10 protein-coding genes and 2 pseudogenes are annotated in these 13,012 nt (G+C 73.7%); 8 read left to right on the forward strand and 4 right to left on the reverse strand.

Annotation, left to right across the window (positions count from 1 at the left end):
- The first annotated feature begins 1 nt into the window (after window position 1).
- Together CCN29_RS08195 and CCN29_RS08200 are read left to right on the forward strand one after the other, a co-directional pair.
- Window positions 2-3,307, forward strand: coding sequence for a GH92 family glycosyl hydrolase (locus tag CCN29_RS08195; protein ID WP_031021010.1), 3,306 nt, complete (start codon window positions 2-4; stop codon window positions 3,305-3,307).
- Window positions 3,308-3,479: 172 nt separating this feature from the next.
- Window positions 3,480-4,286: a DUF427 domain-containing protein gene (locus CCN29_RS08200; RefSeq protein ID WP_031021008.1), complete on the forward strand. Its 807-nt coding sequence runs from the start codon at window positions 3,480-3,482 to the stop codon at window positions 4,284-4,286.
- A gap of 45 nt (window positions 4,287-4,331) precedes the next feature.
- On the opposite strand, the gene CCN29_RS08205 is transcribed toward CCN29_RS08200, so the two are convergent.
- Window positions 4,332-5,222 (reverse strand): NAD(P)-dependent oxidoreductase, encoded by an 891-nt coding sequence (locus CCN29_RS08205; RefSeq protein ID WP_086680780.1) that lies wholly within the window; start codon window positions 5,220-5,222, stop codon window positions 4,332-4,334.
- 99 nt (window positions 5,223-5,321) lie between these two features.
- Here CCN29_RS08205 and CCN29_RS08210 point away from each other — a divergent pair, with 99 nt between their 5' ends.
- Complete coding sequence (locus CCN29_RS08210) at window positions 5,322-5,684, forward strand: winged helix-turn-helix transcriptional regulator (protein ID WP_086680782.1); 363 nt, start codon at window positions 5,322-5,324, stop codon at window positions 5,682-5,684.
- 82 nt (window positions 5,685-5,766) lie between these two features.
- On the opposite strand, the gene CCN29_RS08215 is transcribed toward CCN29_RS08210, so the two are convergent.
- The gene (locus tag CCN29_RS08215) at window positions 5,767-7,695 is read right to left on the reverse strand and encodes a glycoside hydrolase family 5 protein (protein WP_086680784.1); all 1,929 of its coding nucleotides are present in this window, start codon (window positions 7,693-7,695) and stop codon (window positions 5,767-5,769) included.
- A 318-nt stretch (window positions 7,696-8,013) separates the two neighbouring features.
- On the opposite strand from CCN29_RS08215, the pseudogene CCN29_RS08220 reads away from it, so the two are divergent.
- The 3 genes and pseudogenes from CCN29_RS08220 to CCN29_RS08230 form a co-directional block, all read left to right on the forward strand.
- Window positions 8,014-8,346, forward strand: a pseudogene (locus CCN29_RS08220) (hypothetical protein); the annotation flags it as partial.
- Between the two features lie 139 nt (window positions 8,347-8,485).
- Window positions 8,486-8,977, forward strand: coding sequence for a DUF2243 domain-containing protein (locus CCN29_RS08225; RefSeq protein WP_006131389.1), 492 nt, complete (start codon window positions 8,486-8,488; stop codon window positions 8,975-8,977).
- Entirely contained in the window at window positions 8,935-9,756 is an 822-nt protein-coding gene (locus CCN29_RS08230) for a cytochrome c oxidase assembly protein (RefSeq protein ID WP_031062561.1), read from the forward strand. The genes CCN29_RS08225 and CCN29_RS08230 overlap by 43 nt, the downstream gene beginning before the upstream one ends.
- A gap of 10 nt (window positions 9,757-9,766) precedes the next feature.
- Here CCN29_RS08230 and CCN29_RS08235 read toward each other — a convergent pair whose 3' ends face one another.
- A complete protein-coding gene (locus CCN29_RS08235) occupies window positions 9,767-11,008 on the reverse strand; it encodes a PP2C family protein-serine/threonine phosphatase (RefSeq protein WP_006131391.1) in 1,242 nt (413 codons plus the stop codon).
- A 179-nt stretch (window positions 11,009-11,187) separates the two neighbouring features.
- Here CCN29_RS08235 and CCN29_RS08240 point away from each other — a divergent pair, with 179 nt between their 5' ends.
- Entirely contained in the window at window positions 11,188-11,814 is a 627-nt protein-coding gene (locus CCN29_RS08240; RefSeq protein ID WP_086680786.1) for a dihydrofolate reductase family protein, read from the forward strand.
- A 19-nt stretch (window positions 11,815-11,833) separates the two neighbouring features.
- Here the strand turns inward: CCN29_RS08240 and CCN29_RS08245 are convergent, their stop codons facing one another.
- Window positions 11,834-12,076 carry a DUF6411 family protein gene (locus CCN29_RS08245; protein ID WP_031062559.1) on the reverse strand — a complete coding sequence of 81 codons (243 nt, stop codon included), beginning with the start codon at window positions 12,074-12,076 and terminating at the stop codon, window positions 11,834-11,836.
- 82 nt (window positions 12,077-12,158) lie between these two features.
- On the opposite strand from CCN29_RS08245, the pseudogene CCN29_RS08250 reads away from it, so the two are divergent.
- Window positions 12,159-13,012, forward strand: a pseudogene (locus CCN29_RS08250) (hypothetical protein); the annotation flags it as partial.

The following is a 13,012-nucleotide window of genomic DNA, read 5'->3' on the forward strand; positions in this document are numbered from 1 at the left end:
CATGAATCCACCCCTCCACAGATGGCGCCGCCGAGCGTCGACCGTCCTCGCCGCACTGGTCGTCACCGGGGCCGGTCTCGCGCCCGTGCCGGCCCTCGCCCAGCCGTCGTCGGCGTCCACCACCGCGTCCGCGTCCGACGGGCAACTGACCTCGCTGGTCAACCCGTTCATCGGCACGCAGAACTTCGGCAACACCTTCCCCGGCGCCAGCGCCCCCTTCGGGATGGTGCAGGTCAGCCCGGACACCGGCGGCCAGGGCGGGTACGACTACCAGCAGGACAAGATCCACGGGTTCAGCCAGACCCACCTCTCCGGCGTCGGCTGCTCCGTCATGGGCGAGCTGCCGCTGATGCCCACCACCGGCGCGGTCGACACCGTGGATCCCGACGCGTACCGGTCGACGTACTCGCACGACGACGAGAAGGCCGAACCGGGCTACTACCGCGTCGGGCTGAAGACGTACGACATCGACGCCGAGCTTACGGCCACCCAGCGCACCGGATGGCAGCGCTACACCTTCCCCGCGACCGACCGCGCCAACGTGCTGTTCAACACGGGCAAGGCCAATCAGCGGGTGTACAGCTCGGAGGTGCACGTCGTCGGTGACCGGACCGTCGAGGGCCGGGTCGAGGCGGGCAACTTCTGCGCCGGCAAGGACCGGCACACGGTGTACTTCACCGCCACCTTCGACCGTCCCTTCGCCTCGCACGGCACCTGGCGGGGCTCCACGCGGAGTCCGGGCGGGCGGGACGCGGCCGGTGAGGGCGGCAACGGCGCCTGGGTGACGTTCGACGCCGAGGACGACCGTGACGTGGTCGTCAAGGTGGGGCTGTCGTACACGGGCCTGGAAGGCGCACGGAAGAACCTGGCGGCGGAGACGGCGGACTCGTACGACTTCGACGCCACGCGGGAGGCGTTGCACGCCACGTGGGAGCGGCAGCTGGCCACGGTGAAGATCGACGGCGGGTCGGCCGAGCGGCGGCGCGCGTTCTACTCGGCGCTGTACCACGCGCAGTTGCACCCGAACCTGGCCGGCGACGTCGACGGCCGGTACGCGGGCTTCGACGGGAAGGTGCACACGGCGGACGGGTTCACGCCGTACCAGAACCTGTCGCTGTGGGACACGCACCGGCCGCAGAACCAGCTGTTGCAGATGCTGGAGCCGAAGGTGGCGCGGGACGTGGCGCTCTCGGTCGTCGCGATCGGGCGGGACGGCGGCTGGCTGCCGCGCTGGTCGCTCGCCAACAGCGAGACCAACATCATGACGGGCGACCCGGTGACCCCGTTCCTGGTCGAGGCGTGGTCCAAGGGGCTGCTCGCCGGTCATGAGCAGGAGGCGTACGCGCTGCTGCGGAAGAACGCCCTGTCGACGCCGCCGGACGACTCGCCGTACAACGGGCGGGCCGGCATCGAGCAGTACCTGGAGCGCGGGTACGTGCCCAGCGGGCTGAAGCTGGGCGAGGACTGCCCGGACAAGGGCGGTGACAACGACTGCGTGCACCCGGCGTCGGCGACCCTGGAGTACGCGGCGGCGGACGCGTCGCTGGCCCTGATGGCGAAGGGGCTGGGCCGCTCGGCGGACGCGCGGATGTTCGCGGAGCGCGGGCAGTGGTACCGGAACCTGTGGGACTCCTCCATCCAGCAGTTCCGTCCCCGCACCACCGAGGGCACCTGGGTGACGCCGTACGACCCGGTCGAGGCGGGGCACCAGTTCCACGAGGGCGGCGCCTACCAGTACCAGTGGCTGGTCCCCCAGGACCCGGCCGGCCTGGTGTCGCTGATGGGCGGCCGGAAGAAGACGGAGCAGCGGCTCGACGCCTTCTTCGCCTACGACAAGCTGCTGAAGGACCCGGCGAGGACGGCCCGTGAGGACTGGATCTCCGCGCCGTACGACTACTACGGCAAGCCGACCTACAACCCGAACAACGAGCCGGATCTGCACGCGCCGTACATGTATCTGTGGGCGGGCGCGCCGGCGAAGACGGCGACCGTGACCCGTGCGGCGATGACGCTGTTCACGGACGGTCCTGACGGGATGACCGGCAACGACGACCTGGGCACCATGTCGGCCTGGTACGTCTTCTCCTCGCTGGGTCTGTACCCGACGACGAACGGCGGTGACTTCCTCGCCGTGTCCTCCCCGCAGTTCCCGTCGGCCGAGATCCGCATCGGCGCCTACGGCAAGTCGCAGGGCGGCACCCTGACCGTGCGCGCTCCCGGGGCGAGCGACACCCGGCGGTACGTGCAGCGGGCCACGTTCGGCGGGAGGGACCTGCGCGCCACCTGGCTGGACTGGGACGCGGTCGCCAAGGGCGGCCGGCTCGCCTTCGAGATGGGCGACAAGCCGTCGGCGTGGGGCACCGGCAGGGGCGCCGAGCCGCCGTCCGTGAACCGCGCGACGGCCGACTCCCGCCGTCACCTCGACGCGTCGCTGCGCACCTCCGCCGACGTGGTGCCGACGTCGGACAGCGCGCAGGACGTGCGGCTGCGGCTGGACGTGCTGGGCCAGGCGCCGGGCGCGCTGCGGGTGAAGGTCGCCGCCGAGGCGCCCCGCGGCTGGACGGTGAAGGCGTCCGGCGCGTTCACGCTGGCCTCGCACCGGCTGCCGGTGCAGCGGACCGCGACGGTGGACGTGCGCGTGCCGGCCGGGACCGCGCCCGGCACGTACACCGTGCGGATAGCGGCGTCCGCCGGCGGGGTGAGGACGGTGGAGCGGGTCGCCACCGTCGAGGTGCGCGAGGCCGCGCGCTGCGCCGGTGAGAGCGGTGACATGTGCGCCGTCGACCTCGGCAAGGAGCTGAACCACGACGGCGCCGCGACCGTCGCGGCGTCCGACGAGGGCGACTTCGACGGCGGCGGGTGGAGCTACGACGCCGAGCTGCTGCCCGCTGCGGGACCGGTGGTGTGGGACGGCGTGACCTACCAGGCGCCCGACCCGTCCGGCACGGCCCCGAACTTCGTCGAGGCGCGCGGCCAGGCCATGCTGCTGCCGGCCGGTTCGTACGGCACGCTGCGGCTGGTCGGCGCGTCCCACCACGGGCCGGTGACGACGGACCTCACCGTCCGCTACACCGACGGCACCACCGCCGAACTCCCGGTCACCGTGGGCGACTGGGCGGGCTCCACGCCCGCGGGCGGCTCCGTGGCGCTGGAGATGCCGCACCGGATCAAGCGGGGGCAGGGTGTGGACGGGCCGCCGGTGCGTCTGTTCGCCGCGTCCGTGGCGCTCGACGCGTCGAAGACGGTGCGCTCGCTCGGTCTGCGGAACGACCCGCGGGTGCAGATCTACGCCCTGACGCTCGGGTAACGCCCTCACGCTCGGGTAACCCCCACCCGAGGCCGGGCGTCCGTGTCACCGTGACACGGACGCCCGGCTTGTCACGTCCCGCCCGGTGTGCGCGGTAGCGTGCGGCACGAACCGAGGCGTCGTGACCCGCGGGCCCCGAGCCGCGCGGGCCAGTGAATCGAGGTGGCCGCCGATGGGTGTCGAGAGCGTCCTGCATCCGGGCCTGATCGTCCCCGTGGGGCACGTCGAGCCCGTGCCGCGCCGGCTGCGCGGGTTCGTGGACGGGCACGTCGTGTTCGACACCCGCCGCGCCCTGTACGTGTGGGAGTGGCCGGCCTATCCGCAGTACTGCGTGCCCCGCGACGACCTGGTCGAGGCGTCGCTGATCGACGACGACCGGACGGAGCGGCTCGGCGCGGGCCCCGCGCGCCGCCACTCGCTGCGGGTGCGGGACGGGGTGCGGGAGGGCGCGGCCTGGGTGTGGCAGGACGGCGCGCCGGAAGCCGTCCGGGGCACGGTCCGGTTCCGCTGGGACGCGCTCGACGAGTGGCTGGAGGAGGACGAGCCGGTTCACGTCCATCCGCGCAGCCCGTACGCCCGGGTCGACGCGCTGCGGTCCTCCAGCCGGGTGCGGGTGGAGATCGACGGGGTGGTCCTCGCCGACGCGCCGCACTGCGTCAAGCTGTTCGAGACGGGCCTGCCGACCCGCTACTACCTGGACCGCGCCCACATCAACTGGCCGCTGCTGCGCCGCACGGACCATGTCACCCGGTGCCCGTACAAGGGGACGACGAGCGGCTACTGGTCCTTCGACGGCGGAACCGGCCCGCACGAGAACATCCTCTGGACGTACGGCTTCCCGACCGTCCAGGTCGCCTCCGTCGCGGGTCTCGCGGCGTTCTACAACGAGTACGTGGACCTGTACGTCGACGGCGCCCTCCTCCCCCGCCCGACCGGCACGCCGGGGGTGCCGGCGCGGCCGGGCGGCAGGCGGGAGTGACGCGGCCCGGGCGGAGGGCGCGGGCTCGGCCCGCCGGTGCGGTCGTCAGGCCGGGCGGCGCAGCAGGAGGTCGATCACGCCCGTCAGGTCCTCCTCGCCGCCGCCTTCGGCCAGACGACGGCGCATCAGCGCGAAGTAGGGAGTGAGCAGTTCCGGGCTGACGCCCTGTTCCTCGGCCGTGGCCAGGAAGGCCGGTGTGCCGGCCGTCTGCATGGCGAGGGTGGAGGTGACGCCCTTGGTGTAGTCGCCGCTGCGGAGCTGTTCGGCGGTCAGGTGGACCGCCGGGGCCATCGCGGTGAGCCAGTCGGCCAGCAGCGGGGCGAACGCCGTGGGGTCGATGTCCTCGCTGCGGATCAGGGCGAAGGCGTGCGCCGCGCCGGCGAACATGCCGTACATGGCGCTGAGGAGGGCCACGTCGTGCAGGGCGGCGTGGCCCGGGTTCTCGCCGACGTAGGCCGTGCCGGCGGGGACGGCCAGGGTGTCCCGGTGCTGCTCGAACAGGTCCGGTGCGCCGCTGTAGAGGACGTACCCGCCGGCGTCGGGGACGCCGATCATGGGCGGGACGGCCATGATGCCGCCGTCGAGGTAGCGGGCGCCGCGCGCGGCGGCCCATTCGGCGCGGGTGCGGGCCTGGGCGGGTGTGCCGGTGGTGAGGTTGACGAGGTCCTTGCCGGTCAGGTCGACGCCGGTCAGTGTGTCCTCGACCGAGGCGTCGTCCAGCAGGCACACGACGACGAGCGTGTTCGCGGCCACCGCCTCGGCGGCGCTTCCCGCGGTGCGCGCGCCGTCCGCGGCGAGGGCCTGGGCGCGGGACGGTGTGCGGTTCCATACGGTGAGGGGGTGGCCGGCGGCGAGCCAGGCGCGGGCCAGCGCGGTGCCCATCGCGCCGAGGCCGAGCAGGGTGACGGGGGTCTTGTCCGTAACGGGGTGTGTCATGCCGATGAGGCTGGCCGCCGGTCCGGTAGTGATCAAGTACGCACTCGGGAGTGGGTGGTTACCTCCGGGTGAGCGTGCACGTCGAAGGGGTGGAAGCGGATGACGACGGTGAACCGGCCGGGCGCGCCGGACGGACACGTGTGCGGGATCGACACGGCGATGGAGGTAATCGGCGGCAAGTGGAAGGTGCTGATCCTGTGGGCGCTGCACGAGCGCCCGCACCGCCGTTTCGGTGAGCTGCGGCGGCTGCTGCCGGGCGTCACCGAGAAGGTGCTGGCCTCGCACCTGCGGGAGATGGAGGCGGACGGCATCGTGCGCCGGGTCTCCTACGACGAGGTGCCGCCCCGTGTGGAGTACTCGCTGACGGAGGACGGCAGGCGGCTCAACGACGCGCTGGAGCCGCTGGCCGCCTGGGGGCGTGAACGGTCGGCGGCCGGGCGGCGGGGCCTGCCGGCCGGGTGAGGGGCGGCGCGGTCGCCGGGGTCGCGCCTCCTCGGTCGGGCGGGTGCTCACGTCAGGCGAAGAGGACGCGCCTGACACACGCTCAGGACAGCGGGCGGCAGTACAAGGCGTCCGGGGTGCGGGAGGAGCCGATGCGGCCGGTCCAGGCGATGCCCGCGGCGTACTCGTCGTCGGCGCACTGGCCCTTGTAGTGACCCCGTGCGAAGTCGCCGCCCTTGGGTGACGTGCCCCGGTTGTCGCCGCGGTCGAACCAGACGGTGCGGCCGCCCGCGGCGGTGAGTGTGCCGGGTGCGGCCTTCCGGCACAGGGCGGCCGAGACGGCGGCGCCGCGCACGCTGTACCCGGCGAGGAACTGACCGTCGGCACACTGCAGTTTGGTGTGGCCGGAGGCCCAGTCACGGCCGGGTATGACGTGCCGCTCGTCCTTGACGACCTCGTGTCCGCCGCCCGGGTCGTCCAGGGCGGCCGCGCCGGCGTCGGTGCACAGACCGCGGTTGCCGGTGTGGCTCAGTCCGGCCAGGCGCAGTCCGTCGGGGCAGGCCGCCTTGCGCGCGCCCGGGTCCCAGTCGGGCAGCGCGCGCATCCGGCGTGAGGCCACGAAGTCGCCGTGGTCGGGGCTGAGCATCGCCCACCGCGTCACGGGCGGGACGTGGCCGGTGCGGCCGGGGGTCTCGACGAGGCGCCGCCAGGCGTCCGACCGCCAGTCGTCCCCGTCGTGGACGGCCATGCGCCGGCCGGCCGCGTCCCAGTGGAGCAGGGCCCAGCCGTTGCCGCGGCGGTTCTCGTGCCGGCCGACGAGGGGCCAGTACGCGAAGTCGGCGTCGGTGCGGATCAGGTGGTCGACGAACCGCTCGAACCAGGCGCGCGGGGCCGCGCCGGTCTCCTCGCGTCCGCCGACGCCGAACTCGGAGATCCACACCGGAGCGGTGTAGTGCCGGTCCATGTCACCGGTGACGAAGAACGCCTGGCGGTTCAGCACGTCGACGAGTTCGGCGGGGGTGAGGTCCTGGTAGCGGGGGTCGCTGGTCTCGCCGATGCCGGTCGCGCCGGAGTGGCGGGGGCCTGTGTAGCCGTAGAAGTGGGCGGAGTAGACGAGTTTGCCGGAGTCGACGAGGGTGTGCGACAGGTCGCGTACGGGTTCGAGGGTGGGGCGTCCGTGCGGGAAGCCGTCGACCGGCAGGCCGGTCCAGTTGATGCCCTCGACGATGATCAGCAGGTGCGGGTTGGCCTCGGTGAGGATGCGGTCGCCGGCCCTCTGGCTCGCGGCGAACCAGTCGTGCCCGTCGCCGAGGCCCCAGTTGGGGTCGTCCCAGACGCTGCGGCGGACCTCGTTGTAGAGGTCGGCGCCGACCACGCGCGGGTTGTCGCGGTAGCGGCGGGCCATGAACAGCCAGTCGTTCTCCCAGGTCCCGTCGGACTGGCTCGCGTTCCAGCGTTCGTTGCCGTCGACGCCGCAGCACCAACGGGTGGTGTTGGTGTGGTTGTTGAGGATCACGGCGAGACCGGCGTCGGTGAGGGCGCGCACCACGGTGTCGTACACCTGGAGCGGCGTCTTCCCTTCCAGCCCGGGGTTGGCGGTGACGGCGTCGGCGGGGACGGGGTGGGTGTCGCGGATCATCTCGTTGGAGAAGGGCAGCCGGACGCTGTTGATCCCGATCTCCTGGAAGCTCGCGACGATCTCGGCCATCGGGGCGCGGTCCAGGCCGAGCGGGATGCGGTGGGAGTTCTCGCCCGCGTGGTGAGCGGCGTCGTCGTCGGCGCTGCCGCTGCCGTTCCATGTGCCGCTGGCGCCGTGCCAGTTGCCGGAGCGCAGCTTGAAGCGGTCGCCGTTCGCGTCGACGATCCAGCGTCCGCGTGTGCTGAGCGGCGGGGTCCAGTCGGCGGGCGCGGCGGCGGGGTCCGCGGCCGGCGCGGTCGAACGGTCCGCCGTGCGGGCCGCCGCCGGGGCGGGCACCGACAGGGCGAGCAGGAGAAGCGCGGACGCGATCTTCGGTACCCAGGAACCTCGCACGGCCGGTGCTCCCCTCGACAAGGTCGCTTCCGCTTCATGATGCGGCCATGACACACCCCTGGTCCATACCTGGAATGCGCCGCGCTGCTCCGCGCCGGGGGCTCGCCGTCCCTGCCCCGGGAGGCCGCCGTGGTTGTCCACACCGGCCCCGCTTCGGCCATCCGCGTGCGGCATCCGGGGCGCGTCCGCGCCCGACGGGCGTGTGGCGTGGCGGGCCCGTCCGGCGCCGCCCAGCATGAGGAGGTGCCCCACCGGCCCCCGGGGCGCCCCACCGGTGCGGGGGCGCCCGGGGTCCCGCCCTCGACGAGGAGCGTGCCCATGACCTTCAACCCGCTGGAACAGCGCGGCATCCCGCTGGACCGCCAGCTGCGCAACTGGCGCGAGCTGAACGTGGACCCCATCGACCCGGACCGCTGCGACCCGTACACCCGCTGCCGGATCATCACCATGAACGGGATCGAGGTGGAGGCGATCCTGTTCAGCCACCAGCTCGCCCGCAACACCGTCGACCCGGAGATCAAGCGTCAGCTGGCCACCACCAGGTACATCGAGGCGCAGCAGCAGAAGGCGGTGAACTGGCTGCTGCCCGGCCTGTCCTCGGTGCTGGAGACGACCATCGCGTACGAGCAGGTGGCCGTGGACCTGACCGCGTGAGTGGCGCGGATGGAGCCGGACCCGTATCTGAAGCAGGCCTACCAGTTCGGCGTCCCATGGCCGGCACCGGGGTGGAAGGCGCGGCTCGGGGTAGGCGGCGGGCGGCAGCCGATCGTTCGGAAGGACGGACCGCACCGTGAGCACCTCCGACCCGTGGCCCGGCACGGCCACCTCAGGACGCCCCGAGCCCCGACGGTCGCTGCTGGTCTGCGCGGTCGTCGGGGCCGCCGTCATGGCGGCCGTGGACGAGATCGTGTTCCATCAGCTGCTGCACTGGCACCACTTCTACGACCGGTCCACATCGGGCGTGGCCCTGCTGTCGGACGGACTGCTGCACACGGCCGAACTGCTGGCGCTGGTCGCCGGGTTGTTCCTGTTCGCGGATCTGCGACGACGGCGGGCACTCGCCCCGGGCCACGCGTGGAGCGGTGTCTTCCTGGGCGCGGGCGCCTTCCAGGTGTTCGACGGGATCGTGGACCACAAGGTGCTGCGTGTGCACCAGGTCCGCTACGGCGTCGACGTCACCCCCTACGACTGGGCATGGAACACGGCGGGGCTGCTGCTGTTGCTGGCCGGGAGCGTGCTGTGGGTGCGCGCCCGCGCCGCCGGGGCGCGGCGGCCGTCGTGACCGCCGGTCCGGTGGCGGCGCCCCTGGTGCTCGCCTGTGTGCTCGCCGCCGTGGGGTACGCGGTGGGCGCCGCACGGCTGCGACGGCGGGGCGACGCCTGGCCGTGGCGGCGAGACTGTGCCGTCGTGGCGGGATGTGCGGCCGTGGTGTGGGGGCTGGCGGGGCCGGTGCCGGGCGGGCCGTTCACCGCGCACGCCGGCCGTCATCTGCTGGTGGCGATGGCGGGTCCCGCGCTGCTGGCGGCCGGCCGTCCGCTCACTCTCGTCCTGCGGCTGCTGCCGCCGGGCGCGCCGCGCCGGGGGCTGCTGCGGGTGGCGCACTCCCCCGCCGCCGGGTGGCTGCTGTTCCCTCCGGTCGCCGCGGCCGTCGACCTGGGCGGGCTGTGGCTGCTGTACCGCACGGACCTGTGGGCGGCCGCCCACCGGGACCCGCTGGCGGGCGGTCTGCTGGAGCTGCACATGCTGCTGGCGGGGCTGGTCCTCGCGATGGCCGTGTGCCGGCTCGACCCGGTGCGCGGCCGGTGCGGGCTGCCGCTGCGGGCGGTGACGCTGCTGGCGGCCGGGGCGGCGCACGCCGTCCTCGCCAAGAGCCTGTACGTCGCGGGGCCCCCGGGGACCGCGTTCGCGGCGGCCGATCTGCGGGCCGGGGCGCGGCTGATGTACTACGGCGGGGACGCCGTGGAGGTGTTCCTCGCGCTGGTGCTCGCCGTGCAGTGGTACGCGGCGGCCGGACGGCGCCGGGCACGGCGGGCGGCTTCCGTCGCCGTGGGCGCGCGCTGACCCCGGCGCGTCACAGCCGTACGACGACCAGGGCGATGTCGTCGCGACCGCCGTCCGCGACTCCCAGGCGGGTGAGCAGGGCGTCGGCGAGGGGCTCCGGGTCCAGGTCGCCGTGGCGGGCCAGCGTGTCGGTGAGGCGCAGCAGGCCCGCGTCGATGTCCTCGCCGCGGCGTTCGATCAGGCCGTCGGTGTAGAGCACCAGGGTGTCGCCGGGGCTGTAGGGGACGGTGGCCTGCGGGCGCGGGGTCTGTTCGGTGAGGACGCCCAGCGGCGGGTCGGTCGCCTGGTCGAGCAGCACCACGGTGCCGTCCCGGCGTCCCAGCACCGGCGGGGGGTGGCCGGCGCAGGTGTAGGTGACGGTGCGGCCGCGGGTGTCGACGACGGCCTTGGCCGCGGTGGTCGCCAGCGCGCCCTCGAAGCTCCGGGCGTACCGGCTGAGGAGGTCCATCGCCGCACCGGGTTCGTGGATGGCGCGCACGGCGGCGGACAGGGCGCTGCGCAGCATGCCCATGACGGCGGCGGCTTCGAGGCCGTGCCCGACGACGTCGCCGACCGCGACGGTGAAGCTGTCGTCGGCCAGGTCCACCACGTCGTACCAGTCGCCGCACACGTTGAGGGAGCGGGTGGCCGGCATGTAGCGGACGGCGATGCCGCGGTGCGCGGCCAGGTCGGGGGCGTGCAGCATGACGTCCTGGAGGGCGAGCGCGGTACGGCGTTCCCAGTCGTGGGCGGCGCGGAGCTTGTCGTTGGTCTCCTGGAGCTCCCGCGCCCTCGCGTACAGCTCGGCCTCCGTGACGGCCCGGGTCCGCACGCGGCGGGCCGGTGTGTCGTGCACCGGGCGGGACAGCAGGAACTCGGTCATGTCCTCGACGCGGTGGACGATCCACAGGATGTCGCCGTCGGGGCCGAGGACGGGCGTGTTGACCGGCGACCACCAGCGTTCCTCGAAGGCCCCGGGACGGCCGGGCACCGCGAGATCGTACCGCTGCGCGGCGAGGGCGTCGGGTTCCTTGGAACGCAGGACGCGCTGGAGGGAGGCGGCGAGATCGCGGATGCCGTCCGCCGCCGGGTCCTCGGGGTTGTCCGGGTAGACGTCGAAGAGGTGGCGGCCGATCAGCTCCTCCCGGGTGCGGCCGCTCACGCTCAGGTACATCTGGTTGACGTCGACGACCACGAGGTCGGCGTCCAGCACCAGGTACGGGCTGGGCAGGACCGAGAAAAGGGCCTGGTGGTCGACCCGCGATGGGCTCATGTGCGGTCTCCCGTCCGGCGCCGGCACGTCACCGTCAGTATGCGCCGCGAAGCCCCGGACCGTCGGATCACCCGGCGCCGGAGAGGGACGGACGCCACCGATGAGTTCCGGGGGCCGGCTCGGTCCCGTCCGAAGGAGGCGGCGCACCGGACGCCGTCCCGGCGACCGGGAGAGACACCATGAAGCTGACCACCGTCACCAACGTGTCCGTCGACGGCGTCATGCAGGGGCTCGGTCTGGCGGACGAGGACCGCCGGGGCGGTTTCACGCGCGGCGGCTGGGCCCTGCCGCTGGTCGACGAGGAGACCACGGCCCGTCTCGGCGAGGTCTACGGGCGCGCCGAGGGGTTCCTGTTCGGGCGCGTCACCTACGAGATCTTCGCCGCCTCGTGGGGCGCCATGGCCGACCCGGAGCACAACCCGGTCGGGGCGCCGCTGCACGCGCGGCCGAAGTACGTCGTGTCGAAGACGCTCACCGACCCGGGCTGGGCGCGGACCACGGTGCTGTCCGGTGACCCGGCCGCCGCGGTGCGGGAGCTCAGGGAGCGGACGCCGGGCGAGGTCCAGGTGCACGGCAGCGGGCAGCTGGTGCGGTGGCTGGCCGCCGAGGGCCTGATCGACGAGATGATCCTGCTGATCCATCCGGTGATCGTGGGGCAGGGCACGCGGCTGTTCCCGGCGGACGGCCCGGACGGCGCGCTCGACCTGCTGGAGTCACGGGTCACGCCGGGCGGGGTGGCGTTCCAGGTGTACCGGCCCGCCGGCCGGCCCCGGTACGCCACGGAGGTACCGGACCGGCCGTCGTGACCCCGCCTGCCGCACCGTGTCAGAACGGCATCTTGCCGCGCGCGCGGCGGCCGGCGGAGCCGCTGCGGCCGACGGCGCGGGAGCTGGAGCTGAAGGGCTTGCTCAGGAGCCGGCCGAGCGGCCCCGGAGCCTTGGAACCGGCGCGCGAGCCGAACCCCAGGGTGCGTTGCGTCCCGTTCTGCGGGTGCCGGGACAGGCGCGGGACGAAGAAGGCGAGCACGGCGATGACCACGCAGACGACGACGATGCCGACGACCATCATGAAGTCCTCCAGGACGTTGCGGTGAGGCGGTGAGCCGCGGACCGGGCGGNNGTGACGCGGGCGACGAGGACGGGGGCGGGACGTGGAGTACCGGTATGCGGCGATACCGGCCGTGGCGGGCGGGCTGATGCTGACGCTGCTGCTGTGGTGGGCGGGGGCGAGCGCCGACGCGCTGGACCTGGACGGTGCCACCGGCGCCCTGGGCATCGAGACGGCCAACGCGCTGCGGTCCTGGCTCTTCCCCTGGGCGTACGACCCGCAGGCCGGCGCCTCCGTGGCGGTGACGGCCGACGGCGCCAGTTACCTCGCGCTGCACGACACGGCGATGCAGATCCGGTTCGTCGCCGTGTTCCTGTTCTACGCGGCCGGGGCCGTGCTGCTGGTCCGGCGNNGCGCTCCTCGCCCTGTGGGCGTGGGGCGTGGTGGCGGGCACCCTCGCGGTGACCGTGTCGGCTCCGTGGCTGATCGCCTCCGGCGGGCGCGGGAGTTACCGGTTCCTGCCGCAGTTCGCCGCGCTCTCCTCGACGGGGCGCACGGTGCTGGTGCCGCTGGCGCTCGCCACGGCGGCGTGGACGGTGTTCGTGACCCGGCTGGCGTCGAAGAACGCCGAGCCGCAGCCGCGCCGGGACGTGCCGGCGCGGGCCGCCGTCGTCGCGGCGAGCGCCGGCNNGTGGTGGTGCTGTCGTACCAGGCGAACGCGGCGCGGATCCAGACGATGTTCACGGGCGGCGGGTTCCTGAGCGAACCCGGTGACCTGCTGCGGCAGTGGCTGCTGTTCGGCGCCTGGAACGGTCCGTCGGGGGTCGGGCTGTGGGACTGGCTGCTGGTGCGGTTCGGGGACGTGCTGCTGCTGGCGGCGGTGTGGTGCGCGCTGCGGTGGCTGCCGGGGATGCTCACCCGGGCCTCGGTCCCGGCGATGGCGGCGGGCGCGGTGTG

Source organism: Streptomyces pseudogriseolus, assembly GCA_002154585.1.
Taxonomy (GTDB): Bacteria; Actinomycetota; Actinomycetes; order Streptomycetales; family Streptomycetaceae; genus Streptomyces; species Streptomyces pseudogriseolus.

What these genes read in the sequence shown, in the direction of transcription:
- CCN29_RS08200 (WP_031021008.1), top strand. Translation starts at nt 3,480, where the DNA reads ATGGGTGTCGAGAGCGTCCTGCATCCGGGCCTGATCGTCCCCGTGGGG.
- CCN29_RS08240 (WP_086680786.1), top strand. Translation starts at nt 11,188, where the DNA reads ATGAAGCTGACCACCGTCACCAACGTGTCCGTCGACGGCGTCATGCAG.
- CCN29_RS08235 (WP_006131391.1), bottom strand. Translation starts at nt 11,008, where the DNA reads ATGAGCCCATCGCGGGTCGACCACCAGGCCCTTTTCTCGGTCCTGCCC.
- CCN29_RS08210 (WP_086680782.1), top strand. Translation starts at nt 5,322, where the DNA reads ATGACGACGGTGAACCGGCCGGGCGCGCCGGACGGACACGTGTGCGGG.
- CCN29_RS08195 (WP_031021010.1), top strand. Translation starts at nt 2, where the DNA reads ATGAATCCACCCCTCCACAGATGGCGCCGCCGAGCGTCGACCGTCCTC.
- CCN29_RS08245 (WP_031062559.1), bottom strand. Translation starts at nt 12,076, where the DNA reads ATGATGGTCGTCGGCATCGTCGTCGTCTGCGTGGTCATCGCCGTGCTC.
- CCN29_RS08205 (WP_086680780.1), bottom strand. Translation starts at nt 5,222, where the DNA reads ATGACACACCCCGTTACGGACAAGACCCCCGTCACCCTGCTCGGCCTC.